Annotated in this window: 23 protein-coding genes; 9 read left to right on the top strand and 14 right to left on the bottom strand. The window is 73.3% G+C overall.

Annotated features, from left to right (window positions below; translation table 11 throughout):
• From AB0G52_RS31440 to AB0G52_RS31425, 4 genes are all read left to right on the top strand, one after another.
• Positions 1 to 515: acyl carrier protein (locus tag AB0G52_RS31440; protein WP_361340948.1), on the top strand; the 515-nt coding region annotated here is incomplete at its 5' end.
• The gene (locus AB0G52_RS31435; RefSeq protein ID WP_361340945.1) at positions 512 to 2,815 is read left to right on the top strand and encodes a beta-ketoacyl synthase N-terminal-like domain-containing protein; all 2,304 of its coding nucleotides are present in this window, start codon (positions 512 to 514) and stop codon (positions 2,813 to 2,815) included. The genes AB0G52_RS31440 and AB0G52_RS31435, both read left to right, overlap by 4 nt.
• Positions 2,816 to 2,819: 4 nt before the next feature.
• On the top strand, positions 2,820 to 4,172 hold the full coding sequence (ccrA, locus tag AB0G52_RS31430) for a crotonyl-CoA carboxylase/reductase (protein ID WP_132890906.1): 1,353 nt from the start codon (positions 2,820 to 2,822) through the stop codon (positions 4,170 to 4,172).
• Positions 4,173 to 4,245: 73 nt separating this feature from the next.
• Entirely contained in the window at positions 4,246 to 5,079 is an 834-nt protein-coding gene (locus AB0G52_RS31425) for a methyltransferase domain-containing protein (protein WP_132890905.1), read from the top strand.
• Positions 5,080 to 5,125: 46 nt separating this feature from the next.
• Here the strand turns inward: AB0G52_RS31425 and AB0G52_RS31420 are convergent, their stop codons facing one another.
• Positions 5,126 to 5,782, bottom strand: a complete 657-nt coding sequence (locus AB0G52_RS31420) for a TetR/AcrR family transcriptional regulator (RefSeq protein WP_132890904.1) — start codon at positions 5,780 to 5,782, stop codon at positions 5,126 to 5,128.
• A 241-nt stretch (positions 5,783 to 6,023) separates the two neighbouring features.
• Between AB0G52_RS31420 and AB0G52_RS31415 the strand changes: the two genes are divergently transcribed.
• Positions 6,024 to 7,100: a lipocalin family protein gene (locus AB0G52_RS31415; protein WP_132890903.1), complete on the top strand. Its 1,077-nt coding sequence runs from the start codon at positions 6,024 to 6,026 to the stop codon at positions 7,098 to 7,100.
• A gap of 84 nt (positions 7,101 to 7,184) precedes the next feature.
• Here the strand turns inward: AB0G52_RS31415 and AB0G52_RS31410 are convergent, their stop codons facing one another.
• From AB0G52_RS31410 to AB0G52_RS31400, 3 genes are read right to left on the bottom strand one after another with little or no spacing between them, the layout of a single operon-like run.
• Positions 7,185 to 7,832 (bottom strand): 3-oxoacid CoA-transferase subunit B, encoded by a 648-nt coding sequence (locus AB0G52_RS31410; protein WP_361340940.1) that lies wholly within the window; start codon positions 7,830 to 7,832, stop codon positions 7,185 to 7,187.
• On the bottom strand, positions 7,829 to 8,524 hold the full coding sequence (locus tag AB0G52_RS31405; RefSeq protein WP_361340937.1) for a 3-oxoacid CoA-transferase subunit A: 696 nt from the start codon (positions 8,522 to 8,524) through the stop codon (positions 7,829 to 7,831). Before AB0G52_RS31405 ends, AB0G52_RS31410 begins: the two co-directional genes overlap by 4 nt.
• Positions 8,521 to 9,726: a thiolase family protein gene (locus AB0G52_RS31400; RefSeq protein ID WP_361340934.1), complete on the bottom strand. Its 1,206-nt coding sequence runs from the start codon at positions 9,724 to 9,726 to the stop codon at positions 8,521 to 8,523. Before AB0G52_RS31400 ends, AB0G52_RS31405 begins: the two co-directional genes overlap by 4 nt.
• Positions 9,727 to 9,797: 71 nt before the next feature.
• On the opposite strand from AB0G52_RS31400, the gene AB0G52_RS31395 reads away from it, so the two are divergent.
• Positions 9,798 to 10,679: a LysR substrate-binding domain-containing protein gene (locus tag AB0G52_RS31395; protein ID WP_132890899.1), complete on the top strand. Its 882-nt coding sequence runs from the start codon at positions 9,798 to 9,800 to the stop codon at positions 10,677 to 10,679.
• A gap of 74 nt (positions 10,680 to 10,753) precedes the next feature.
• Here the strand turns inward: AB0G52_RS31395 and AB0G52_RS31390 are convergent, their stop codons facing one another.
• Positions 10,754 to 11,626 carry an aldo/keto reductase family oxidoreductase gene (locus AB0G52_RS31390; RefSeq protein WP_132890898.1) on the bottom strand — a complete coding sequence of 291 codons (873 nt, stop codon included), beginning with the start codon at positions 11,624 to 11,626 and terminating at the stop codon, positions 10,754 to 10,756.
• Between the two features lie 136 nt (positions 11,627 to 11,762).
• Here AB0G52_RS31390 and AB0G52_RS31385 point away from each other — a divergent pair, with 136 nt between their 5' ends.
• Positions 11,763 to 12,203: a helix-turn-helix domain-containing protein gene (locus AB0G52_RS31385; RefSeq protein ID WP_132890897.1), complete on the top strand. Its 441-nt coding sequence runs from the start codon at positions 11,763 to 11,765 to the stop codon at positions 12,201 to 12,203.
• Between the two features lie 115 nt (positions 12,204 to 12,318).
• Here AB0G52_RS31385 and AB0G52_RS31380 read toward each other — a convergent pair whose 3' ends face one another.
• The 3 genes from AB0G52_RS31380 to AB0G52_RS31370 all read right to left on the bottom strand — a co-directional run bounded on the left by AB0G52_RS31380 (position 12,319) and on the right by AB0G52_RS31370 (position 15,986).
• Positions 12,319 to 14,037, bottom strand: a complete 1,719-nt coding sequence (locus AB0G52_RS31380) for a GAF domain-containing sensor histidine kinase (RefSeq protein ID WP_132890927.1) — start codon at positions 14,035 to 14,037, stop codon at positions 12,319 to 12,321.
• 149 nt (positions 14,038 to 14,186) lie between these two features.
• Complete coding sequence (locus AB0G52_RS31375; protein ID WP_132890896.1) at positions 14,187 to 14,897, bottom strand: pyridoxamine 5'-phosphate oxidase family protein; 711 nt, start codon at positions 14,895 to 14,897, stop codon at positions 14,187 to 14,189.
• A gap of 18 nt (positions 14,898 to 14,915) precedes the next feature.
• Entirely contained in the window at positions 14,916 to 15,986 is a 1,071-nt protein-coding gene (locus AB0G52_RS31370; RefSeq protein WP_361340929.1) for a zinc-dependent alcohol dehydrogenase family protein, read from the bottom strand.
• 269 nt (positions 15,987 to 16,255) lie between these two features.
• On the opposite strand from AB0G52_RS31370, the gene AB0G52_RS31365 reads away from it, so the two are divergent.
• The gene (locus AB0G52_RS31365; RefSeq protein WP_132890894.1) at positions 16,256 to 16,645 is read left to right on the top strand and encodes an STAS domain-containing protein; all 390 of its coding nucleotides are present in this window, start codon (positions 16,256 to 16,258) and stop codon (positions 16,643 to 16,645) included.
• Between the two features lie 50 nt (positions 16,646 to 16,695).
• Here the strand turns inward: AB0G52_RS31365 and AB0G52_RS31360 are convergent, their stop codons facing one another.
• The 5 genes from AB0G52_RS31360 to AB0G52_RS31340 form a co-directional block, all read right to left on the bottom strand.
• Positions 16,696 to 19,389 carry a GNAT family N-acetyltransferase gene (locus tag AB0G52_RS31360; protein ID WP_361340926.1) on the bottom strand — a complete coding sequence of 898 codons (2,694 nt, stop codon included), beginning with the start codon at positions 19,387 to 19,389 and terminating at the stop codon, positions 16,696 to 16,698.
• 152 nt (positions 19,390 to 19,541) lie between these two features.
• The gene (locus AB0G52_RS31355; RefSeq protein ID WP_361340924.1) at positions 19,542 to 20,426 is read right to left on the bottom strand and encodes a universal stress protein; all 885 of its coding nucleotides are present in this window, start codon (positions 20,424 to 20,426) and stop codon (positions 19,542 to 19,544) included.
• Positions 20,427 to 20,581: 155 nt separating this feature from the next.
• Positions 20,582 to 21,223, bottom strand: a complete 642-nt coding sequence (locus tag AB0G52_RS31350; protein WP_132890891.1) for a hypothetical protein — start codon at positions 21,221 to 21,223, stop codon at positions 20,582 to 20,584.
• Between the two features lie 256 nt (positions 21,224 to 21,479).
• Positions 21,480 to 22,418 (bottom strand): alpha/beta hydrolase, encoded by a 939-nt coding sequence (locus AB0G52_RS31345; protein WP_361340921.1) that lies wholly within the window; start codon positions 22,416 to 22,418, stop codon positions 21,480 to 21,482.
• A 189-nt stretch (positions 22,419 to 22,607) separates the two neighbouring features.
• Complete coding sequence (locus AB0G52_RS31340; RefSeq protein ID WP_361340918.1) at positions 22,608 to 23,402, bottom strand: maleylpyruvate isomerase N-terminal domain-containing protein; 795 nt, start codon at positions 23,400 to 23,402, stop codon at positions 22,608 to 22,610.
• 244 nt (positions 23,403 to 23,646) lie between these two features.
• Here AB0G52_RS31340 and AB0G52_RS31335 point away from each other — a divergent pair, with 244 nt between their 5' ends.
• Positions 23,647 to 24,564 carry a hypothetical protein gene (locus tag AB0G52_RS31335; protein WP_361340915.1) on the top strand — a complete coding sequence of 306 codons (918 nt, stop codon included), beginning with the start codon at positions 23,647 to 23,649 and terminating at the stop codon, positions 24,562 to 24,564.
• Between the two features lie 385 nt (positions 24,565 to 24,949).
• On the opposite strand, the gene araD is transcribed toward AB0G52_RS31335, so the two are convergent.
• Positions 24,950 to 25,675 (bottom strand): L-ribulose-5-phosphate 4-epimerase AraD, encoded by a 726-nt coding sequence (araD, locus tag AB0G52_RS31330; protein WP_361340912.1) that lies wholly within the window; start codon positions 25,673 to 25,675, stop codon positions 24,950 to 24,952.
• Between the last annotated feature and the right edge of the window lie 2 nt (positions 25,676 to 25,677).

Here is a 25,677-nt window from a genome sequence, read left to right as displayed (position 1 = left end):
CCACCGGCACCACCCCCACCTGGACCACCCAACCCACCACCCACCACACCCCCCTCCCCACCTACCCCTTCCAACACCACCGCTACTGGCTGGAGTCGAGCACGTCGGTCGCGACCGCACCGGCGCCCGCGGCCCAGCCGGCCGACGACGCTCCGCCGCCGGCCCGTGACAGGTTCTCCGCCCTGTCCGGGGACGACCTGCTCGACGAGTTGCTGAGCCTGGTCAGGGCGCACGCAGCCGTGGCCCTCGGGCACGATTCGCCCGCGCCCGTCGTCCCGGACCGGACCTTCCAGGAACTCGGCTTCGAGTCGTTGACGGCGGTCGATCTACGCAGGCGACTGGTCGCGGCGACCGGGCTGGAACTGCCGGTGAGTGTGGCTTTCGACCATCCGACGCCCTTGCTGCTCGCCGCTCATCTCGCCGAACTGGTAGCCGACCGCACTGAGTTGACCCATGCTTCCGACGACGAGTTGTTCGCGTTGATCGACGCCGACGGCTCCCAGGAGATGCAATGACGGACGAGGCCCGGCTGCGGGAGTACCTGCGCAAGGCGACCGCCGCGCTCCAGGAGGAGCGTCACAAGGTGACCGAACTCGGCGACCGGCTCGCGGCGGCGGAGCGGGCCCGGGGACTGGACCCGGTCGTGGTGATCGGCATGGGCTGCCGCTGGCCCGGCGGCATCGACACCCCGGAGGCGCTGTGGCGTGCGCTGCTGGCCGAACGGGACTGTCTCTCCGAGTTCCCCGCCGACCGTGGCTGGGATCCGGTCGGCCTGTACGACCCCGAGCCCGGGGTGCCCGGCCGGTGCAGTGTGCGCGAGGGCGGGTTCCTCGCCGAGGCCGGGACCTTCGACGCGGAGTTCTTCGGTTACACCCCGCAGGAAGCCGCCGGTACCGACCCGCAGCAGCGGCTGCTCCTGGAGACGGCGTGGGAGGCCGTCGAGAGCGCCGGGATCGATCCGACGACGCTGGCGGGGTCGCCGACCGGGGTGTTCGTGGGGCTGACCCCGCAGGGGTACGCGGGGACCGGTGGCGGGCGGGACAGACCGGAGGAGGGCACGGACCACCTGGCCGTCGGCACCCTGCCCAGTGCCGCGTCCGGCCGGATCGCCTACGCGCTCGGGCTGCACGGTCCGGCGCTCACCGTCGACACGGCCTGCTCCTCCTCGTTGTCCGCGCTGCACCTGGCCCGGCGTTCGCTGCTGTCGGGCGAGTGCTCGCTCGCGCTGGCCGCGGGGGTCACCGTGATGGCCGTACCCGATGTGTTCCTGGAACACAGCAGGCTGGGCGCGCTGGCGCGGGACGGCCGTACGAAGCCGTTCTCGGCGCGGGCCGACGGCGGCAACTGGGCCGAGGGCGCCGGGGTGTTGTTGTTGGAGCGGCTGTCCGACGCCGAGCGGTCGGGGCATCCGGTGCTGGCGGTGGTGCGCGGTACCGCGGTCGGCCAGAACGGCACCAGCAACGGGCTGGCCGTACCTAACGGACCGGGGCAACGCAGGGTGATGGCGACGGCGTTGGCCGATGCCGGACTGTCGGGCGCGGACGTCGACTACGTGGAGGCGCACGGTACCGGCACTCCGCTGGGGGATGTCATGGAGGCGGAGGCGATGCTGGCCGTCTACGGCCGCGCGCGCCCGCCGGAGCGTCCCCTGCTGTTCGGGTCGGTGAAGTCCAACCTGGGTCACACCCAGTCGGCGTCCGGCATGGCCGGTGTGATGAAGGCGGTGCTCGCGCTCGGGCACGGCACCGTGCCCGCGACCCTCAACAGTGAGCCGCCGCTGGAGACCGTGGCACGCTGCGGCGGGGTGCTGCGGCCGGTGCCCGCGGCCGTGCCGTGGCCGGCGACGGGACGTCCGGAGCGGGCGGCCGTGACGGCGCTGGGCGCGGGCGGCACCAACGGGCACGTCATCCTGGAGCGGGCGCCCCGCCCGGCCTGGCCGCCGTCCGGGGCGGCCCGGGACATCCGGCCGCTGCCCTGGCTGCTGTCCGCGCGCACCCCGGCGGCCCTGCGCGGGCAGGCCCGCAAACTGCTGCGCCATCTCGAGGCGCCCGCGGCGCAGTGGGCCGACGCGGACATCGCGCACTCCCTGGCCGTCACCCGCAGCGCCTTCCCGCATCGGGCGGCGGTCGCCGGCGGCGACCGGGGACAGTATCTGGCCGGACTGCGGGCGGTGGCCGACGGACTGCCGTCGCCGTGGGTGCGGTCGGGGACGGCCGCCACCGGCAGGACCGTGCTGGTCTGTGCCGGTCCGCCGGCTTCGGTGCTGCCGTCCTACGGGCAACTGCCCTGGGAGTGGGCGGCGTTCCGGGACGCGGTCGCCGATCTCGACGAGGCCGTGGCCCCGTACACGGACGGACGGCCGTTGGCGAAGCTGCTGGAACCGCCGGCGTCCGAGAGCGACGGACTGGTGGCCGCTTTCGCCCTGATCGTAGCCTATGCCTGGCTGTGGCAGGCCTGCGGGGTCAGTCCCGCCGCGGTGCGCGGCGAAGGGCTGCCAGGGCGCTGGGCCGCCGCGCACCTGCGCGGCGACCACACCCTCGGTGGCGCCCTCGCCGGACTCACCGACGGTGCGCAGGACCCGCCGTCCGAGCCCTCGGCCGCGCCGGGCCTGATCCCCCTCGCCGCCGTGTGCGACACGCAGCCGGCCTCCTTCGCCCTGCAGCTGGGCGCCGCCTTCGTCAGCGGGGTGCCGCTCGACCGGGAAGCGGCCTTCGGCGGAGCCGAGGCGCGCCGCGTCCCGCTGCCGACCTACGCGTTCACCGGGACGCACCACTGGTACGCGCAGCCCACTCCCACGATCCCGGAACAGAGGTGACCCCATGTCGCTGACCGACGCCGTGCTGTCCGGGGCCTCCCCCGACGACCTGCGACGCGCCACCCTCCCCTCGCACTTCACCGCCGCCCATCTGCGCGTCGAGGACGAGGAGGTCTTCGGTGACGCCGAGGACAAGGACGTGCGCCGTACCCTGCACGTCGGCGAGGTCCCCATGCCCGAACTCGCCCCGGACGAGGTACTGGTCGCCGTGATGGCCAGCTCGATCAACTACAACACCGTGTGGTCGGCGAAGTTCGAACCCCTCTCCACCTTCCGCTTCCTGCGCGCCTACGGCCGTGAGGGCGGCTGGGCGGCCCGGCACGACCAGCCCTTCCACGTACTGGGCTCGGACGCGGCCGGTGTCGTCGTCCGGACGGGTTCCGGTGTGCGGCGCTGGCGGCTCGGGGACCACGTGCTGGTGAACGCGGCCCGGGTGGACGACCAGGAGCCCGCCAACCAGGCGGACGGCATGCTGGGCGAACACCAGCTGGCCTGGGGGTACGAGACGAACTTCGGCGGGCTCGCCCACTACGCGGTGGCCCGCGCGAGCCAGCTCATCCCCAAGCCCCCGCACCTGACCTGGGAGGAGGCCGCGACGGTGCCGGCCTGCGCGGGGACGGCGTACCGCATGCTGGTCAGCGACCGCGGGGCGCGGATGAAGCAGGGCGACGTCGTGCTGATCTGGGGCGCGAGCGGCGGACTCGGCGCGTACGCGGCCCAGTTCGTGAAGAACGGCGGCGGGATCGCGGTGGGCGTGGTCGGCTCGGAGGAGAAGGCGGCGGCGGCCCGGAAGCTGGGGTGCGACGTGGTCGTGAACCGGCAGGAGATCGGCGTCGGCGACGACGCGGGTGACGACCCCGAGGCGACGCTGGAGGCGGGCAAGCGGATCGGGCGGATCGTCCGGGACGCGGTGGGCGCGGATCCCGACATCGTCTTCGAGCACGTGGGCCGGTCCACCTTCGGCATCTCGGTGTTCGTGGTCAAGCGCGGCGGAACGGTCGTCACCTGCGGTTCCAGCACCGGCTATGTGCACCAGTTCGACAACCGCTATCTGTGGATGCGGCTCAAGCGCGTCCTCGGCAGTCATGTCGCCAACCTCCAGGAACAGGTGGAGTGCGCCCGGCTGTTCACGCTCGGCGGGATCGTGCCGGCGCTGTCCTCGCTGTTCCCGCTCGCCGAGGTCGGCGAGGCGACCCGGCTGGTGCAGCTCAACCAGCACATCGGCAAGGTCGGTGTGCTCTGCCTCGCACCCCGGCCGGGCCTGGGCGTCACGGCGCCCGCGCTCCGTGACCGGATCGGCCCGGACGCCCTCAACCCGCTGCGAGAGTTCGCGGCCCGCGCGGCCGCCGTCGGCTGACCCGTATCCCGTTGTCTCCTTCGGATGTCCCTTCGGATGTCCCTTCGCATGTCCCTTCGGAAAGGCAGGACCCATGTCCGACTCCGTCCAGACGCTTCCCGTGCCGGAGGCCGTCGGCAAGCTGTACGACCGGCTCACCGTCACCGCCCTGAACGACGGCACCTTCAACCCGAACATCCACATCGGCTTCTGGGACACCCCGGACTCCGAGGCCACCTTGGAGGAGGCTGTCGACCGGCTCACCGACGTGCTGATCGAGCGGCTTCTGGTGGACGACTCGCACCAGGTCCTGGATCTGGGGTGCGGGGTGGGCGGGCCGGGGCTCCGGGTGGTGCGGCAGACCGGTGCCCGGCTCACCGGGGTCAGCATCAGCCAGGAGCAGGTGAAGACCGCCAACCGGCTGGCCGCGGAGGCCGGGCTCGCCGACCGGGCGGAGTTCCGGCACGCCGACGCGATGAAGCTGCCCTTCGAGGACGGCTCGTTCGACGCCGTGATGGCCCTGGAGTCGATCATCCACATGCCGGACCGGGAGCAGGTGCTCGGCGAGGTGGCGCGGGTGCTGCGGCCGGGCGGCCGACTGGTTCTCACGGATGTGTTCGAGCGGGCGCCCAGGAAGGAGACCCTGCACCCGTCCATCGGCAAGTTCTGCCGGAACTTCATGGTGACGCTCGCCGACGCCGACGACTATGTCGCCATGCTCCACCGAGCGGGTCTGCGGCTGCGCGGACTGCTCGACATCACCGAGCACACCATGCAGCGGACCTTCCGCGAACTGGCCCGGCCCACCGCGGCGGACGACCGTCCGGAGGCGCTGGGCCAGACCAACCTGCCCGACCTGTTCCGGCCGTCCGACATGGTGGGCGTGGACGAGTTCGGCTGCCTGCTGGTGGCGGCGGTACGTCCCTGACCCCGACCGGTGGTGCGGTGGCCTGAGGGGAGAGTGACGCCGCAGGTCACCGTTGCCCCGTTGCCAGCAGGCCGTCCGCCACCAGCCCGGCCAGGGCCCGCGCCCTGGCCAGCCGGTCCGCCTGCTCCATGTGCCGGGGGCTGCCCAGCAGCCGGGCGAGAGGTTCCTGGACCAGTCCTGACACGGGGGCGATGATGGCGAAGAACACGACGTCCATCGGGACCCGGGCCATGCGTCCGGATGCCATCAGCCTCTCGATGCTTGGCGCGACCAGGGCCAGCGTCGGTTCGATGTAACGCTGGTACAGATAGTCCAGCCGCTCGGTGTCCCGCGCGGCCTCGTCCGCCACCAGCATGGCGAGATGCGGTTCCCCACTGCTGACGCGGTAGAACTCCCGGACGAACTGCCGCACCACGTCCTCGTCGCTGCTCCCGGGTCCGGCCGGCACCATGCCCGCGAGCTGCCCCCCGAGCGCGGCGTCCACCACCGCCCGCCAGTAGGCCGCCTTGGAACCGTAGCGGTCGTTGATGAAGGTGGGCCCGACCCCGAGGCGGCGCGCCAACTCCCGCGCCGACGCCCGGTCGTAGCCGAGCTCCGCGAACGCCTCCAGGCCACGCAGCAGCACGTCCCGCTCCGCGGGCACCGCGGTGGAATCCGCCCTGGGGCGGCCGGGGCGTCGCGTCGTGCTCGGCTGGTCTCCCAAACGTCCTCCTCGGCCGGCTGTAGGGGCGTCCGCCCGCAGGTATCGCCAGCGTAGCCGCCCTGATCTTGCTCCCGAGCACCGGGCGCGTGCCGATCCGCGCTTGACACGGCCCTCCGGAGACTTAATCCTACAGGTGTAGGATTTCATTCACACCGGGCACCACGCCATCGGCGAGTACGAAACAGTTTCGTACGCTTACTCCAGGTGCCCGTGCCCCGTGAAGCCGTACCAAGGAGCCCTCGTGCACAAGACCACCATCGGCGCGGCCGCCGTCGCCTCCGCGCTCGTCGCCTCGCTCACCCTCGCCGCGGGCGGGCCGGCGACCGCGACGACCGCCGGCCCGGCCCCGGCGCACTCCACCGCCTCCCCGCAGGGGCTGTCCCGGACCGGCGTCCCGGTACTCGTCGACCCCGAGGCGAACCTCACCTACGACCCCGGCCGGCCCAACCAGTCCTGGTACGTGACCGCCCACGTGACGGCCGGCGGCCACCGGTACGGCTTCCTCGCCCACTACCTGAACGCCGGTTTCGGCAAGCAGGGCGGCGCCATCTCGAGGGTGTCCGTGGTCAACGAGGACACCGGCTGGTACACGAGGTCGGAGATCCCCCTGCCGCTGGGAACGGGCCTGTCCGACAAGAAGGGCGTGGACATCCACACCGACAACCTCACCTGGACCGGCGACGCCAAGGAGATGAAGCTGCGCGCCAAGGTCCCGGAGGGGACCATCGACGTCACGCTGCGCCCCCGCGGAAACGTCCTCTACAACCTGGGGACGGGGTATTTCCCCATGTTCGGCGACGCGAAGTACGCGAACTACGAGTACGCGCTGCCCACGGTGGACACCTCCGGGACCCTGACCGTCAACGGCCGCACCGAGAAGGTCCGCGGGCAGTCCTGGCTGGACCGCCAGTGGGGCCCGCTCCCCGACCTCACCACGGGTCGCGCCTCCTGGTCCTGGATGAACCTCAACCTGTCCAACGGTGACAAGGTCAGCGTCTGGAACCAGGAGTACGACGGCAGGAAGAACAACTTCGCGACCATCCTGAAGCCCGACGGCACCCAGACCCTCACCGAGGCGACCCTCACCCCCGACGAGTCCACCCGCTGGACCAGCCCGACCACCGGCAAGAGCTACCCCACGCGCTGGAAGGTCGGCATCCCCGGTGCGGACGCCGAGCTGAACGTCAGGGTCTACGCCGAGAACCAGGAACTGCTGGTCCCTTCCCCCGGCTACGAAGGCAGCGCCAAGGTCACCGGCACCTATGGCCACCGGCCGGTCACCGGCACCACCTACGTCGAGATCACCAGCGGAAAGTAGCGCCGATCAGCCGACGGCCCCGGCTCCGGCTCCGCCGGGGGTGGAGCCGGGGCCGTCGGCGGGCACGGGACCGCGCGCAGAGCCCTACGGCAGCCTGATGCCGAGCCGCTCGGCGAGTTCGCCGGCGCTGACGCCGTACGTCTCACGGATCCGTACCCCCGCCGGGCCGACGTCGAAGACGCCGTGGTCGGTGTAGACGCGGCTGACGCAGCCGACGCCCGTGAGCGGGTAGCTGCACCGCGGCACCAGCTTGGGCTCCCCGGCGCGGGTGAAGAGGGTCATCATCACGTACACGTCCTTGGCGCCGATGGCGAGGTCCATGGCGCCGCCGACCGCGGGGATGTCGTCCGGCCTGCCGGTGTGCCAGTTGGCGAGGTCGCCGTCGAAGGCGACCTGGTAGGCGCCGAGGACGCAGACGTCCAGGTGCCCGCCGCGCATCATCGCGAAGGAGTCGGCGTGGTGGAAGTACGCCGCGCCCGGCAGCTCCGTCACCGGGACCTTGCCGGCGTTGGTCAGGTCGGGGTCGATAGCGTCGCCCTCGGCCTTCGGCCCCATGTTGAGCATGCCGTTCTCGGTGTGCAGCACCACCCCGGAGCCGGCCGGCAGATGGTCGGCGATCTTCGTGGGCTGCCCGATGCCGAGGTTGACGAAGGCACCCGCCGGGATGTCACGTGCGATCACGGCGGCCAGTTCGTCCATCGACAGCCGGTGATCGGTGGACGGGGTGGTCATCGCGCCCCCTGCACGGTGTAGTGCCGGGCCGCCACCTGGACGATCCGGTCGACGTAGATGGACGGGGTGACGACGGCCTCGGGGTCGAGCTTTCCGGGCTCGACGACCTGTTCGACCTGGACGACGGTCGTCGTCGCGGCCGTGGCCATGACGGGTCCGAAGTTGCGGGCCGTCTTGCGGTAGACGAGGTTGCCCAGCGTGTCCGCGATGTGCGCGCCGATCAGGGCGTAGTCACCCTTGATCGGGTACTCCAGCAGGTACGTGCGGCCGTCGATCTCCCGCACCTCCTTGCCCTCGGCCAGTGGCGTGCCGACCGCGGTCGGGCAGTAGAAGGCACCGATGCCGGCTCCGGCCGCGCGCATCCGCTCGGCGAGGTTGCCCTGGGGCACGACCTCGAGTTCGATCTTCCCCGCGCGGTAGAGGTCGTCGAAGACCCAGGAGTCGGCCTGGCGCGGGAAGGAGCACAGCACCTTGCGCACCCGGCCCGCGGCCAGCAGCGCGGCCAGGCCGACGTCGCCGTTCCCCGCGTTGTTGGACACGATCGTGAGGTCCTGCGCGCCCTGGCGGATGAGCGCGTCGATCAGGTCGAACGGCATCCCGGCCAGGCCGAACCCGCCGACCAGGACGGTTGAGCCGTCCTCGATCCCGGCGACCGCCGCGTCGGCGTTCTCGACGATCTCCGTCCGGCTCACCGGGCCGCCCCCGTGACGTCGCAGTTCTCCAGGACGACGGCCAGGCCCTGGCCGACCCCGATGCAGATCGCGGCGACGCCGTAGCGCTGCCGCGTCTCGCGGAGCACCTTGGCGAGCGTGGCGAGGATGCGTCCCCCGGAGGCACCGAGCGGGTGGCCGATCGCGATGGCGCCGCCCTTCTGGTTGACGAGGGTGGGGTCGATCTTCCACGCGTCGAGGCAGGCGAGCGACTGCACGGCGAAGGCCTCGTTGAGTTCGACCGCACCGACCTGGTCCCAGCCGATCCCGGCCCGCGCCAGGGCGCGGTTGGAGGCCTCGACCGGGGCGTAGCCGAAGGCCTGCGGCTCCAGCGCCATCACGCCGCGGCCTGCGACACGGGCGATCGGGTCGGCCCCGATCGTGGCCGCCGCCTTCTCGCTGCCCAGCAGTACCGCGGCTGCCCCGTCGTTGAGCGGGCTGGCGTTGCCCGCGGTGATCGTGCCGCCCTGCTCCGGCGTACGGAAGACCGGCTTGAGCCCCGCCAGCACCTCCGGAGTCGATCCGGCCCGGATGCCCTCGTCGCGCGTGAGGTCGGCGCCGTCGACCGGCACCACCAGGTCGTCGTAGAACCCCGACTCCCACGCTGCGTGGGCGAGTTGGTGGGAGCGGGCGGCGAAGGCGTCCTGGCGTTCGCGGGAGATCCCGAAGCGTTCCCGGAGCTGCTCGTTGGCCTCGCCGAGGCTGACCGTCCACTCCTCGGGCATCCGCGGGTTGACCAGCCGCCAGCCGAGCGTGGTGGAGACGGCGGTGACATCACCGGCCGGGAAGGGCTTCGGCGGCTTGGGCAGGACCCACGGCGCGCGCGTCATCGACTCCACGCCGCCGGTGAGCACCACCTCGGCGTCGCCGGACTCGATGGTGCGGCTGGCCGTCATCGCCGCGTCGAGGCTCGATCCGCACAGGCGGTTGACCGTGGTGCCGGGCACGCTCACCGGGAGGCCGGCGAGCAGCGCGGCCATGCGGCCGACGTTGCGGTTCTCCTCGCCGGCGCCGTTGGCGTTGCCCCACACCACGTCGTCGACGGCGGCGGGGTCGAGGCCAGGCACCTTCGCGAGCGTCGAGGTGATCGCGGCGGCGGCGAGGTCGTCGGGGCGGACGCCGGCCAGCGCCCCGTTGAAGCGGCCGAAGGGCGTCCGGGTCGCGGCGTACAGGAAAGCGCTCATGGCAGCGACGCTAGTCCCTGGCCGCGATATTCTGAAGTACGCATATCGAAGCCGATTGAGATGGATGGCATATGGATCTGCGGCATCTCCGGTACTTCGTGGCGGTGGCCGAGGAACGCCACTTCGGCCGCGCCGCCGAGCGGCTCCACATGGCGCAGCCACCGCTGTCCCAGCAGATCCGGCAGCTGGAGGCCGAGCTCGGCGTGGAGCTGCTGCGGCGCACCACGCGCCGCGTCGACGTCACCGAGGCGGGCCGGGCCTACCTGGAGCGGGCGCGAGCGATCCTCGCCGACGTCGACGAGGCCGCCCACCACGCACGGCTCGTCGCGTCCGGCTCGGTGGGGCACCTCGCGATCGGCTGCGTGGGCTCGGCGACGTACAGCCTGCTGCCCGCGCTCTCACGGCGGCTGACGGAGCAGCTGCCCGGCGTCGACTTCTCCTTCCGCGGCGAGATGCTCGCGCCCGACCAGGTCGAGGCGCTGCGCACCGGCGCGATCGACGTCGCGCTGCTGCGGCCGGCGGCGGCCGACCTCTCCCTCACCGTGCACACCCTCCGCCGGGACCGGCTCGTCGTGGCGGCACCGGTCGAGCACCCCCTCGCCCGCCGGAAGCGGCTTCGGGTCACGGACCTGGCCGACGCCGACCTGATCGTGCACTCCGCCGACCGCCGCTCGGTGATGTACGACGTCGTCCTGGGCCTGCTGCGCGACGCCGGTGTCGAGCCGCGCATCCGCCACGAGGTCGGTGAGACCTCGACCCTGGTCACGCTCGTGGCCGGCGGCCTGGGGGTCGCGGTCGTGCCCGAGCCGGTGACCGCGCTGGCACTCGACGGTGTCGCCTATCTGCCGCTGTCCGGGGCCGACGCACGCGTGGAGCTGGCCGTGGCGCACCGCGCCGACCGTTCGGAACCGCACCTGGCGCGCACCGTGGGGATCATCCGCGCGGCGATCTGAGCGACCTCTGCCCGAGCGGCCTGTTCGCCGGCGATGCCGCTCCGACCCGTGACTGAACGACCCGGGTCGGGCGCTCAGCGGCCGATGCCGTCCAGCTCGGTCACGTCCTCAGGGGAGAGGGCGAGTCCCGCGCCGGCGACGTTCTCGCGCAGGTGCGCCGTCGACGACGTGCCGGGGATGAGCAGGATGTTGGGTGATCGCTGCAGCAGCCAGGCCAGTGCTACGGACATCGGGGTCGCCCGCAGCCGAGCGGCGACCGTCGAGAGCGCCGAGGCCTGGAGCGGGGTGAAGCCGCCGAGGGGGAAGAAGGGCACGTAAGCGATCCCGTCGGTGGCGAGCCGGTCGATGAGCTTGTCGTCGTGCCGGTGGGCGAGGTTGTACATGTTCTGCACGCACACGATCGGCGCGATGCGCTGTGCCTCGGCGACCTGCTCCTCGGTCGCGTTGCTGACCCCGAGGTGGCGGATCAGCCCCTGCTGCCGGAGTTCGACGAGCGTCTCGAACGCCTCGCGGAGCGAGCCCGGCTGGGGACCTTCGGCGTTGCCGAGCCGCAGGTTCACCAGGTCGAGGACGTCGAGCCCGAGGGAGCTGAGGTTGTCGTGGACCTGGCGGCGCAGATCTTCGGGTCGCCGGGCCGTGGGCCAGCCGCCCCGTTCGTCGCGGGTCGCGCCCACCTTGGTGACGAGGTGCAGCGACTCGGGATAGGGGTGCAGGGCCTCGCGGATCAACTCGTTGGTGACACGCGGACCGTAGGCGTCGCTGGTGTCGATGTGGGTGATGCCGAGGTCGACCGCTTCGCGCAGCACCGCCAGGGCACCCGCGCGATCCGCCGGCGGCCCCATCACCCCCGGGCCGGCCAGCTGCATCGCCCCGTAGCCGAACCGGGTGACGGTCAGGTCGCCCAGGGACCAGGTGCCGCCGGGAAGGGAGGGGGTGGGTGTGCTCATCGTGCGGCTGCCTTTCGTCGTCATGCTTCGGGGGTGGCGTCCGTTGCCTCCCTGCATCAGCATGGGAGCGGAACTTCCTGTCGGGAAGTAGGCACTCAGAAGTGCGTAACCCACCCATCGGTGAGAGGTGCGAGCGATGACGACGACGGCGGCTCAGAAGAGGGCTCAGGCCAAGGTGGAGTACAACGCGTTCCTGGCGGGGTGCCCCAGCCGGCAACTGCTCGACCGCATCTCGGACAAGTGGGTCGTCCTGATCCTGTGCGCGCTGGGCGGCGACCACGGGCCCGGTCCCGGCGACGCGGCAGCCGGCCCGCCGAAGGCGATGCGGTACTCCGAGCTGTCCCGTCTGCTGGCCGGGGTCAGCCAGAAGATGCTGACCCAGACGCTGCGGTCGCTGGAGCACGACGGGCTGCTCACCCGCACGGTCACGCCGACGGTCCCGGTCACCGTGACCTACGAGCTGACCGAACTCGGCCACTCACTCCACCACATGACGCGCGGGCTCAGAACCTGGGCGCAGACCCACATGGCAGAGGTCCTCGCACACCGCGAGAGCCACGACAGCCACCCGTCCTGACCCGCACGGCCGTGCACCACGCGGGCCGCTCCTGCGGGCCCGGCTCCTGGTCGCACCGGGCACGGCCGGACCGCGACGCCGGGAAGGAGCGGCGTTCGGTGCGTGCAGAAGGACCCTAGGTACGCCTGACCGGTACGCGCCAGCGCAGGGCCGTGCCGCCGGCCGGCGGGCAGTCCCAGTCCATTCGGCCGCCCAACTGCTCCGCCCGCTCCGCCATGTTGCGCAGCCCGCTGCGGCGGCCGTCCGGCGGGATGCCCACGCCGTTGTCCCGGACCGTCAGCAGCAGTTCGTGTCCGTCGGTGGACAGGCTCACGTCGGCGCGGTCGGCGCGGGCGTGCCGGGCGATGTTGGTGAGGGACTCGGAGAGGACGGCTGTCACGTGGTCGGCCGTCTCCCTGGGCACGTCGGTGTCGAGCAGCCCCTCCATGCGGACGCTCGGGGCGAATCCGAGGACCTGCGCCGCCTCCCCCGCCACCCGTACGGTGCGGGCCCGCAGGCCGGTCCCGGCGCCGTCCTCCCGGGCCCGCAGGCCGAAGATCGTCGACCTGATGATCTTGATGGTCTCGTCCAGGTCGTCCACGGCGCGTGCCACGCGTTCGGCCGCCTCGGTGTGCTCGATGAACCGGCCCGCGCTCTGCAGGGTCATCCCCGTCGCGAACAGCCGTTGGATGGCGAGGTCGTGCAGGTCGCGGGCGATGCGGTCGCGGTCCTTGAGCACCGCGACCTCCGCCGCGTCCTGCCGTCGTTCCGCCAGCTCCATGGCTACGGCCGCCTGGGCCGCGAAGGCCTGGAGGGTCTCGCTCTCGGTCGCGGTGAACACCGGGCGCCCGGCCTCCCGCGACAGCAGGAGCACACCTCGGACACCGCCCTCGCCGGTGCCGATGGGCACGCCCACGGCGGGGCCGAGCCCCTGGAAGCGGGGCGGTTCCTGCGAGATGCGGGCGTCCTGGGACACGTCGTCGCTGACGGCCGGGGCGGCCCCGGAGAAGGCGAGCCCCATCAGGGTGCTCTCCAGGGGCAGCACCAGCCCCCGGTGCGCCTCGGCGTCCAGCCCGACGGCGATCTCCACGGTCAGCGATCCGGTGCCCGCCACCGGCAACGCCACCGCGGCCAGCGCCGACCCGGTGATCTCGGCGGCCCGTTCCGCGATGAACGCGAGCACCTCGGCACGGCCGGCGCCCGACATCAGGCTGTGGGTGATCTCCGCGTTCGTCCGCAGCCACCGTTCGCGCAGCCGGGACTCCTCGTACAGGCGGGCGTTGTCGATGGCGACGCCGGCCGCGACCGCGAGGGTCGAGATCACCGACACGTCTTCCTCGTCGAACTGTGTCCCGCCGCGCTTCTCGGTGAGGTACAGGTTGCCGAAGATCTGGTCGCGGACCCTGATGGGAACACCGAGGAAGGTGTTCATCGGCGGGTGGCCGGGCGGGAAGCCGTACGAGGCGGGGTGGTCGGAGATCTTCGCCAGGCGCAGCGGCTCGGGGTGGCGGATCAGTTCACCGAGGATGCCGTGGCCCTCCGGGTACGGGCCGATCCGGGCGATCCGCTCCTCGGCGACACCGACCGTGTGGAACGCGGACAGCCGCCTGCCGTCCGGGCCGATGACGCCCAGGGCCGCGTACTCGGCGTCGACCAGGGCCGCGGCCGCCTCGACGATGCTGCGCAGCGCCTGCTCCAGGTCCAGCTCCCGGCCGACCGACAGCACCGCCTCCAGCAGGCTGTGCACCCGGTCCCGCGTGCCACGCGCCGCGTCCAGCCGCGCCTGCAGCTCCTCCAGCAGCTCGTCCAGCCTCAGCTGCGGCAGCCGTACGCGCGCCTCCTCGGGGCTTCCCACCAGCGTCTCCTCGGTCTGCGGGCGGGCTGACACCGGCCGCTCGGTTCGGTGGGTCACGCTACCGGCCTCCGCGGACCGTGGTAACCCACCGGGGCGCCGAGGTGGGGGCCCACCGGGCGGCCGGACGGTCCCGGCGCCGGGTCAGGACGTCAGGCGGTGATCCGGCGCCCGGTGACCGTGCCCGGCTCGACGCGCATCCAGAGGTCGCGGTGCCCGCCGGACCACGGTGCGCTGTACGCCTGCTCGTCGAGGCGGCGGGTCTCGTCCGGCGCCGTGACGACGTGGGCCTCCCCGCGGACCAGCACGCTCCAGCCGGTGCTGAACGCGTCGTCGATGCGGTCGACCTCGAAGGCCACCTGATGACCGGCGGCCAGGGACGGGGTCGCGCCGGAGGCGGTCCGGAAGACGACCGCGCCGTCTACGACGCTGTAGTTGACGGGCACGACGACCGGCCCCGATGCGGTCGGCAGTGCGATTCTGCCGACGCCGTGGGTGCCCAGCAGCGCCGTGCACTCCGCTGCTCCCAGTTCCGTGAACTCGGCCTCGGGGGCGGCCTGTTCCGGACCGGGCGGCAGGTCTGCGCTGCCCCCGGTGAGCTGCGCCACCGTCGTCTCCAGGGCTGCGGCGAGGCCGAGCACCGTCCCCCTGTTCGGACTGGCGCAGGGGTGCTCCTCCAGGTGCTTCAGGTAGCTGGACGCCATGCCCGCCCGAGCCGCCGTCTCCTGGCGGGTCAGGCCGAGTTCTGCGCGCCGGGCGGCGAGCCGGCGGCCCAGGTCACCGCGGGGGCGTTCCACCGTGGTCCCGGTGTCGTGCCGTGTCGTGTCGTCGCGTCCCGTGCCGGGCCGGGTCCCTCCGGACATGGCCGTCACGTCCTTTCGTCAGGCCGTGCGCACGGCGACGGCCTCGTGCTGCTCCTCCCCGAGCACGACCTTGAGGGCGCCGGTGGTGCCGGCGTGCGCGAAGACCTCGTAGGCCTCCGCCATGCGGTCGAGCGGGAAGGTGTGGGTGACGAGCTGCGTGGTGGGCAGCCGTCCGGCGGCGGCCATCCGCAGCAGGGTGGGGGTGGAGTGGGTGTCGACCAGGCCGGTGGTGACGGTGACGTCCTGGCTCCACAGGTCTTCCAGGTGCAGGGTCGCCGGCCTGCCGTGCACGCCGATGTTGGCGACGTGCCCGCCGGGCCGGACCATGCGGGTGCACAGCTCGAAGCTCTCCGGCACGCCCACCGCCTCGATGACGACGTCGGCGCCCAGCCCGTCGGTCAGGTCGGCCACCAGCTGCCGGGGCGCTTCGTGCACGTCGGCCACCGCGTCGGCACCGAACCGGTGAGCGGCCTCCAGCCGGGCCGGGGCCAGGTCCACCGCGATGATCCGCTCCGGCGAGAACAGCCGGGCCGTGACGATCGCCGCGAGACCGATGGGCCCGGCGCCGACGACGGCGACGGTGTCGCCGGGGCGGACGTGTCCGTTGAGGACGCCCACCTCGTAGGAGGTCGGGAAGATGTCCGCGAACAGGACGGCGTCCTTGCTGTCGAGAGTGGCGGGCAGGGTGTGGACCGACAGGTCCGCGAAGGGAACCCGGACGTACTCGGCCTGGGTGCCGTCGACGAGGTGGCCGAGGATCCAGCCTCCGCCGCCGCGGCACTGGCCGTACATCCGCTCCCGGCAGTAGGAGCAGCGCCCGCAGGAGCTGATGCAGGAGATCAGCACCCGGTCGCCGGGGCGTACGGTGCCCACGTCGCTGCCCACCTCGACGATCTCGCCGACGGCCTCGTGGCCGAGGACCGTGCCGGGCTCCACCTCGGGCACGTCGCCCTTGAGGATGTGCAGGTCCGTGCCGCAGATGGTGACGGCCCGGACCCGCACGATCGCGTCGGTGGGCTCCTTGACGGCCGGGTCCGGGACCTCTTCCCAGGCGGACTGCCCGGGTCCGTGGAACACGAATCCCTTCATGACGCTCCTCATCCCGCTGGTCGGTCGCGGAGCCGGGGCCCGGTGGCGAGTGGCGGCTGCCGGCAGTCGGCCGGCCGCCTTCCGGGCACCGGGTTTGCCCCGCACGTCCAGCCTGCCCGGGGTGGCGGGAGCCCGGCTTGGGCCGGTCGGGCCAGTCACCCGGGACCTTCGCGCGGAAACCCGGGTGGACCGCCGAGGGCCCGTCGGGTCCGCACGACGGGGACCGTTCGGCCCTTCCGCGGCATCCTCTGCGGGGCTTCGATCTGACTATGTCCGAGAACCACCCGCGGCCCGCGGCCTCCCTCACCGTACGCACCGTCGACGGGACGACCGTGGTGACGCTGTGCGGAGAACTCGACCTCCTGGCGGCGGTCCCGCTGCGGGCCCGGCTGGACGCCCTGACGAGGGAGCCGCACCCGGATCTGGTCCTGGACCTGCGCCCCGCGACCTTCATCGACTGCTCCGGGCTCGGGGTGCTGTGCCGCGCCCGCAACCGGGTCGGCGCACGGTGCGGGCGGCTCCGGCTCGTCACCGACGGACGGGTCCTGCGGATCATCCGCGCTGCCGGGCTGGACGGTGTGTTCGAGCTGCACCCGCGGCTGCCCGACTCGCTCACCGCGCCCCCGGCCGTCGGCGTCCTCCCCCCGGCGACGGCCTGAACGGCTCTCCCGGATCGGTGCGGACGAGGGGTGGCGGACCGTGCCCACGGTCAGCGCAGTCGGCGCAGATAAGGGTCGTGGGGCCGGCGCGGCAGCAGGCGCACGCGGGCGTCGAGCACGGTGACGTGGCCGGGCGCGGCGAGGACCGGGTTGAAGTCGGCCTCGGCGAGCTGGGGAAGGTCCGCGGCCATCCGCGACAACCGCAGCAGGAGCTGTTCCAGGGCTTCGAGGTCGACGGGGGCGCCGCCGTCCGCGCCGAACAGGAGCGGGGCGCAGCGCGGCGCCGTGATCAGGTCGTGCACGTCGTGGTCGGTGAGCGGGGCGAGCCTCGCGGCGTGGTCGGCGAGGATCTCGGTGGCCGTCCCGCCGAGCCCGAAGAGCACGAGCGGGCCGAAGACCTCGTCCTGGGCGACGCCCGCGAACAGTTCGGTGCCGCGGGGGGCCAGCGGCTGGAGGACCACCCCGGTCATCAGGCCCTCGAACCGGGTGGCCAGGTCCCGGAAGGCGGCGCGCACCTGCGCGTCGCCGCGCAGGTCGAGGTGGACCGCGTGCTGCTGCGTCTTGTGGAGCAGCCCCGGCCAGTGGGCCTTCATGACCACGCGTCCGTCGAAGCCGCGCAGCCGGCCTGCGGCGAGCACGGCCTCGTCCTCGGTCTCGGCCCAGGCCCACGGGAGCTGCGGGATGCCGTAGCAGGCCAGCAGGTCGGCGCAGGTGCGCGGGTCGAGCGGGCCGCCGTCCGGCGAGGTCCGCAGGTGGTCCTCGACGAGGGTGCGGGCGCGGTGGGTGTCGACGTCGGGGAGTTCCGGGACGGTGCCCGCGGGACGGGCGAGCCAGGCCGTACGGCGGGCGGCGTGGGCCAGTGCGCGGGCCGCGGCCTGGGGGTCGGCGTAGGAGGGGATCGTGCCGCCCTCGGCGGGCAGCAGTTCGACCGGCCGCTCCTGCTCCAGTCGGACGACGGCGACCGGCCGGGGGCGGGGCCCGGGTGTCCGGGTGAGAGCGCGCACCAGGTCGTCACCGGTCGCCTCGGCGACCGCGGTGGGTACGAGGGCCACCAGGACGGCGTCGATGCCGGGGCACCGCACGAGCCGGTCCACGCACGCGCCGAGCTGTTCCTCGGTGACCGCGGCGGTGGCGTCCACGGGGTTGCCGGTCGCGGCGCCGCCCGGCAGTACGGCGAGCAGGTCGTCGACCGTCTCCGCGGTGAGCGCCGGCAGGGCGAGCCCGGCCTCCGCGCAGGCGTCGGCCGCCAGCACTCCCACGCCGCCCGCGTTCGTGACGATCGCGACCCGGCATCCGCCGGGCAGCGGCTGGGAGTGCAACAGAGCAGCGGCTTCGAGGAGTTCGCCGACGGAGCGGGTGGCGGTGATGCCGGCCTGGGTGAACAGGGCCTGCCGGGTCATGGTGCGGGTGGCGGCGGCCGCGCTGTGCGAGGCGGCGGCACGCCGGCCCGCGTCGGTACGGCCCGCGTCGACGGTCAGCACCGGCATCCGGCGGGTCACCCGGCGGGCGGTACGGGAGAAGGCGCGCGGGTTGCCGAAGGACTCCAGGTGCAGCAGGGCCAGGTCGGTGCGGCCGTCGCTCTCCCACCACTGGAGCATGTCGTTGCCGCTGACGTCGTACTTGTCGCCGAGCGAGGCGAACGAGGAGACGCCGACGCCGAGCCGGGACAGCCCGTCGAGCAGGGCGATCCCGATACCGCCGGACTGTACGGCGACCCCGGCGCTGCCCGGCAGCGGATGGCCGGCGGCGAACGTCGCGTCGAGGCGCAGCTCGGGTTCGGTGTTGGAGACGCCCAGGCAGTTGGGGCCGACGAGACGCATGCCGTGGGCGCGGCAGGCCGACAGCAGGTCTCGGGCCTGGTCCGCGTCGAGACCGGAGGCCACCACCAGCAGGGCCCGTACCCCGGCCTTGCCGCATTCCTCGGCGGTGGCCGCCACGGCGGCCGCGGGCACGGCCAGGACCGCCAGGTCCGGGGTCCGTGGCAGCGCGCCGACGGACGGGTGGCACGGGACGCCGAGGAGCGAACTGGCGCCGGGGTTCACCGCGAAGAGCCGCCCGGTGAACCCGCCGGAGCGCAGATGGTGCAGGATCGCCCGGCCGACCGAGCCGGGCCTGCGTCCCGCGCCGACGACCGCGACCGCCTGGGGCCGCAGGAGGGGCAGCAGACTGGCCACGTCGGCCGCGCGGCCCCGGGACTCCACGGCCGAGAGGTAGGCGTCGTCCTCGGTGAGCCGGATGACGCAGCGCGTCTCGGGCCCTTCGAGGCGGCGTTCCATGCGCAGCCCCAGGTCGGCGAAGAGGCGGAGCACCTCGCGGTTCTCGCTGAGCGCGTCGGCGGTGAAGCCGGTGACGCCCTCGGCGCGGGCCGCGGAGACCAGGTGCTCGACGAGCAGGGTGCCGACCCCGCGGTGGTGCATCCCGTCGGACACGGCGATGGAGACCTCCGCGGTGTCCCGGCCCTCGCCGCCGGTGTCGTACTCGGCGACGCCGATCACTCCGTCCGGTGACAGCGCGACCAGGGCCAGGTGGCCCGGACGGGCCGGGGCGCAGGCGCGGTCCGCGGCCAGGGCGCCCGAGCGCCGGCTGACCGAGAAGAACCTGAGCCTCAGGTTCTCCGCGGACATCCGGTCGTAGAACTCCTCCAGCCGGTCGTGGTCCCCGGGCGCCGCGGGGCGGATGCACACGGTGGTGCCGTCCGCGAGCAGCGCGTGGACCGGGGAGAGGCTGAGCAGGTCGTCCGTCATCGGGTTCTCCTCCGGGCGTCTGTGGGCACTTCGAGCATCCAGCGGTCCGGCCAGGGACCGCATGGGCCGGCCGGGGTGCACCGGGGCCGGTCGGCCCACGCCGGGTCCGGCGGGCACCGGCGGCGGGGCCGGTGCGACCGGTCATGGTGGGGTCACACCGGTTCGGGCACGACGACGACCGGGCAGGCGGAGTGGTGCAGCACGCCGTGGGCGACCCGGCCCAGCTGGAGCCCGAAGGTCCGGGGGCGGCGCCGGGCGCCGACGACCAGGAGGTCGGCGTCGTGGGAGGCGGCCACGAGCACGGAGCGGGCGGGTCCCTCGACCGTGTGCCGGTGCACCTCGATGTCGCCGGGGACGTTCTCCAGCGCCGTGTCCAGGACATCCACCGCCTCCTGCTCGTGCAGCCGGGCGGCTTCCGGGGACATCAGGGGGTGGTCGGTGGTCTCGCGGGCGGGGACGCGCCAGGCCCGTACGGCGTCCAGGTTCGCCCCGCGCCGCCTCGCCTCCTCGCAGGCGAAGCGCACGGCCGGGGACTGCTTGCCGTGTCCCCCGACGCCCACCACGATCCTGCGGTGCAGCGGCGTCGTGGTCTGGTTGTCGTGGCTGCCGCGTACGACGACCGTCGGGCAGTGCGCGTGCCCGGCGAGGGTCAGGCTCACCGAGCCGAGCAGTGCCTCGGCGAGGCCGCTGCGTCCCCGGCTGCCCGTCACCAGCAGGGCGGCATCGCGGCTCTCCCGGACGAGCGCGTACTCGGCTTCCTCGGCCAGCACGTCGGTGGACACCGGCACGTCGGGCCGCCTGCGCCGGGCCCGCCGCGCCGCGGTCTCGACGATGTCCTCCGCCACGAGCTCCTCGGACGGCCGGTCCGGGTCCGCGGCGAGGTGGGTGCCCTCGTACCGCTCCCACAGCGAGGCGTACACGAGGCGCAGCGGCAGTCCGCGCAGGACGGCCTCGTCGGCCGCCCAGTCGAGGGCGCGCAGGCTCGGCTCGGAGCCGTCGACCGCGACGAGGACCGGCAGGGGCACGGTTGCCTTCATGATGTCTGCTCCTCGGGAGTAAGGGGTGGGGCGGGGGCGGTACGGGGCATGGTCGCTGCCTCCTGAACGGGGTTCGGGTACGAGCGTCGTCCTGTGACGGGACGTCCGGCAGGGGTCGCACGTCCCCCCGGGGGCCCGATCGGCCCTGGCCGGGGTCAGCGCAGCCAGCGGCTGCGGCGGACCAGCGGGAGCTGCGCCCAGGGCCGCCCGAGGCCGAGGGTGTCGCCCGCGGAACCGGCGGCCAGGGCGATCAGGACGACGGCGTAGAGGACGTGGTAGTCGGCGAACGGATTCGTCGACATGCTCGGCGAGCCGTCCACGAGGTGCCGGGCGGGCGGCCATTCGGCCAGCCACATCAGCGCCATCATGAGGGTGCCCGCGACGGCCGCGAAGCGCAGCGCCACACCGGCGAGGAGGGCGACGCCGATCCCGAGCAGGCCGAGCATGAACAGCCGGTCCGCCCAGGGGTCCCCCGCCCAGGAGTGGAAGGTGGACCGCATCGGGCCGGCGGCGACGGAGCTGAGGAAGCCCTTGGTCGGTGAGCCGCCGTCGATCCAGCCCTTGCCGGAGGCGGTGGCGTAGCCGAGTCCGAAGGTCTTGTCGAGGAACGCCCACAGGAAGACGAACCCGGTGAGCAGCCGCAGCGAGGCCAGTGCGAGGGCCGCCGCGGTGTGGGTGCCGGTCCGCGCCGACGCCCGGGACTCGGACGCGGACGTGTCCACGTTCCCGCGCGAGGACGGGCGGAAGGACGGCAGGCGGAAGCCGGAGTTGCGGTGCGGGTGCTCGTGCACGGCCATGACGGTGGTCCCTTCGGGGAGAGGCGGGGCTGTGCGTGCGCTCTCTGACGCCTCTCACTGTGGCCGCGCGCAGCCCCGGCCGCCGGATGCCGAAGGTCGGTACGGACGGGCCCGAACGGCCCTGTGCACAGGGGCCGTTGAGGGTACGCCGCCGAGGCTCGAACGGTCCGCCCGTGACCTGATGTCCCGTCAGTTCCGCTGGTGTCGCGGGAATGTGGCCGCTGCCCGGCCCGGCCGGTGGCGTCTCGGCGGTTCCCTACGGCGCGGGGGCACGGGTGTGCGCGAGGGTCTCCACGGCCGCGGCGACCCGCCGGGGGTCGGAGATCATGGTGAGGTGGCGGGCCCGGGGGATCAGGGTGGGCGGCGGCGCGCCGATGCGGTGGGCGGTCCCCCGCGGGGTCTGCTTGCTGAACACGTCGTCCTCGGCGCCGAACACGACGGACTTGGGAATGCGGACGGCCGCGAGTCGGGCCACCCGACCGGCGGGGAGACCGGGTACGCCCTGGCCGAGCATGGTCCACAGCGCGGCCTCGGCGCCCGGCACCCGCAGCGGCCGACGCCACTCGTCGACGCCGGCCGCGTCCAGACGCGGGCAGGCCGGGCCGCACTGGGCGTCGTAGAAGGAGCGGATCAGCGGGTCGACGCCGAGGCCGAGCCGCAGCAGGCTGGTGCAATACGGGTCGACCAGCAGGTACTTGAGGGCGGACGGCGGACCGGCGCCGGTGTCCAGGGCGTCCCCGTCGAGCAGCATCACGCTCCCGATCCGCCTCGGGGCACGCAGGGCCGCCTCCGCGACGACCGCGGCACCACTGGAGTGGCCCACCAGCAGCGGGCGTTCGCCGGGGCCGCCGAGGTGCACGGCGCTGAGGAAGCCCAACAGCTGACGGGTGAGGTGGTCGACGGTGTAGGGGCCGCGGCGTTCGCTGTACCCGTCGCCGGTCAGGTCGAGCGCGTAGACCCGGTGATCGCGGGCGAGGAGGGGGGCCAGGCGCGCCCAGGTGTCCGCCTGCTCGAAGGCACCGTGGACGAGGACGACGGGCGACCCGCTCGTGCCCCAGGTCCGGTAGCGGGTGCGGATGTCCGCCGCCTGCACGTAACGCAGCCCTTCGGGCGGCGCGGCGCGCCCCGCGGTGAACGCGTTGAAGACCAGGGAAACCATGGTCACGACCGCCAGCGCGAAAGCGCTGACGGACACCACGCGCCGCACCCACCACGCAAGGCGCCCCCGGCGGCGCGGCGGTGCGCTCCGCGCCACGTCGGCGGCCGTCGGCCGGAGTGCGGCCGGCCCGGTCTGAGATCCGGATTCCACGTCCATTCCCTGTCCGTCCTCGTCGGCGGTCCGACGACCGACACCTTGGGGCGAAGCCCCGCCGGGGGTCCCGGCTCAGAAGCCGGGGAAGACCCGTCGTAGATCGTCCAGCGTCAGTGCGCCCCCGGTGAGGGTCACGCCCGGCGGGGTGTGTGCGGGGGCGTGGCGGCCGGTCGTGAGGCGCAGCCACCACTCGGCGGGCGCGCTCAGCACCGCGTCGGGCTCGGCGGGTGCGTCGCCGAGCGCGACCGTCTCGTCGAGGGTGAGACCGAAGGACCTCTCGGGATCCGTGGTCCGGACCGTGAGGCGGACGGGACGGCCGTCCACGGCGTCGGCCCTGCCGAGGTGGCCGATGAGCAGACCCGCCTGGTCGAGCAGTGGCTCGGTCGCCTCCGGCGCCAGGACGGCCGCCGGATCGAAAGCGACCTCGATGTCCCAGGTGTGGAAGGTGGATTCACTGAGCCGCAGGCCCGCCGCCGTGGCCACGTCCACGGGCGTCGGCAGGAAGCCGAGGTCGATGCGCAGGGTCTCCCGCGTGTGCGCGTCGAGCTGCTCGTAGCGGCTCACCAGCGCCTCGTCGGCGGGTACGAAGCCCTCGGCCCGTTCGGCCGGGGACATCGCGTCCCAGCGCGCCCACACGGACTTGTTGAAGTCCATGTCCTTCGGGCCGGTGCCGTCCAGCGCCCCCTCGAGGACGGCCAGGGTGATCTCCGCGCCGCTGCCGAGGTGGCTGAGCACCTGCGACAGGTCCCAGTCCGCGGCTCCGGACCCCTTGGTGAGATCGGCGGCGGCCAGGTCGCGTACCCGTGCGGCGAGACGGTCGTGTCCGCTGCGCAGAGCGGCGATGATCCGGTCGGCACGTTCAGTCATGGGTGTCTCCAGGGTGGTGGACGTCTTCCGCCATGAAACTACCGGCAGTGACGCGGCCGCCGTTGTGTAACGAACTCGCGAAAGTTTGACGGAAGTTGCGTGGACTGACGAGAATCTGGATCACTCACTGCATCCTGAGTGAGCCACGTGACGTGAGTGACTCCGTCAGGGACCCCGGACTCGGTGTGTCCCGACCGCTCGCGCACGACCACCTCCCACACCCCTGATTCCGCAGAGGCAGATCTTGACGCACTCCTCACGTGCCAGAACGGCCGCCGCGCTGGCCACCACCGCCTTCCTCGCCACCGCTCCCCTCCTCGGAGCGACGCCGGCCGGCGCCACCACCGGGGTCGGCTGCCAGTCGGCCACCGTGCAGTACCGCATCGTCGACGGCGACGGGAAGCCGGTCGGCGCCGACTGGACCTCCCAGGGCGGCTTCCACCAGTGGACCGACGTCCCGGGCACCGTCGAGGTGCGCCTGGCACCCGGCCAGCAGGTCGGCGACGGCTGCACGTACCCGGTCTCGCTGGCCGAGTACACCACCGAGGGCTCCAACTGGTACACCTCCGGCCACCAGACCCTCGTCGACCACGCCACGGTGTACCTCACCTCCGCCGACCAGGCCGGTGCCGACGACGCCAAGCGGACCTGGCAGAAGCTCTCGGTCAAGACCCCGGACTGCTTCGGGCAGATCGACCTCTACGGCGACGACGTCGTCTACGACGGCAAGACGGGGGACGGTCACGGTCCCGCCCCCTACGAGCCCGGCAACATCGTCACCCCCTACCACCTCATCGCCGCGTGGAACGGGGGCGACAAGGCCTGCACCCCGGACCAGCCGGACTCCCCCACCCCGACCCCCTCCCCGTCGACGCCCGCCACCCCGAGCACGCCCCCGGCGAGCCGGCCGCCCGCCCAGAGCACGACGCCGCCCAGCACCCCCACGCCCGGCAAGTCCACCACCCCGCCGACCACCTCGCACGTCCCGCCCCTGCAGTCCGCGCCTCCCACCAGCCCGGCGCCCTCGCCCAGCCGGAGCACCCCGCCGCTGGCCGAGACCGGCTCCAGCGCGCCGGTCGGCCTGATAGCCGGTACCGCCACCGCGGTGATCGCCCTCGGCGGCGCGGCGATGTACATGACCCGCCGCGCACGCCGCTCGTGACGACAGCCGCGGGAAGCCCCGTCGCCCCGTGAGGGGTGGGGCGTGACGTCGGCTCCGCCGAGCCCGGCCTTCCGGGCGCCCCCGGGAGTACCGGCCGGCGGAGCCGATGCGACGGCGCAGAAGCCGCGGCGCGCTGCCTGACCATGGCGGGCGCTCGGCGGAGCCCTGGAGACCGGCGCCACGCAGGGCGCGCCCACGCACGGAGCCCGTCCGCTGTGTGCGGACGGGCTCCGTGAACCGAGCGCCGGGCAGGCCTTGCACCTGCATTTCCCCGCAGGAAGCGGGGTGTCTTTCCTTGGACCACCGACGCGGCAGCAGCCGACCGGGTTCGGTGACCGCCTCAAGATCGATCATAGCCCATGGGAAGCCCTGCCGCGCGCAGCGGTCATCCGGGTGTCGACGTCACGTCGGGGTTGCCGTAGTAGGCGTCGGGGCCGTGTTTGCGGGTGTAGTGGCGGTCGAGGAGGTGCGGGGGCGGCGCGGACGCCGGGGACAGGGACAGGGTGTGCAGGGCGATGTCGGCGACGGCCTCGCAGATGACGGCGTGTTCGAGGGACTTGCGGGCGGTGGCGCCCCAGGTGAAGGGGCCGTGGCCGGCGACGAGGGCGGCGGGGACCTCCACCGCCTTCCGGTCGTCCTTGAGCGTGTCCACGATGACGCGGCCGGTGTGGTACTCGTAGTCCTTCGCGCATTCCTCGGCGGTCAGGTCGCGGGTGACGGGGACGGGCCCGTTGAAGGTGTCCGCGTGCGTGGTGCCGAGGACCGGTATGTCGCGGTGGGCCTGGGCGAAGGCGACGGCGTGGGTGGAGTGGGTGTGGGTGACCCCGCCGACGGAGGGGAACGCCAGGTAGAGGCAGCGGTGGGTCTCGGTGTCGGTGGAGGGGCGCAGGTCGCCCTCGACGACGGCGCCGTCGGAGAGGCGGACGGTCACGAGGTGTTCCAGGGCGAGGTCCTCGTAGGGGACGCCGGAGGGCTTGATGACGAACACCCCTGCCTCGCGGTCGACTCCGCTGACGTTGCCCCAGGTGAGCGTGGCGAGGCCGGCCCGGGGAAGGGCGAGGTTGGCCGCCAGGACCTCCTGCCGCAGGCCGTCCCGGACGGTGATGCTCATGG

It is taken from the genome of Streptomyces sp. NPDC021562, assembly GCF_040640875.1.
Classification (GTDB): Bacteria; Actinomycetota; Actinomycetes; order Streptomycetales; family Streptomycetaceae; genus Streptomyces.
Note: the sequence above shows the minus strand (reverse complement) of the source record. Positions and strands in the feature narration are given on the sequence as shown.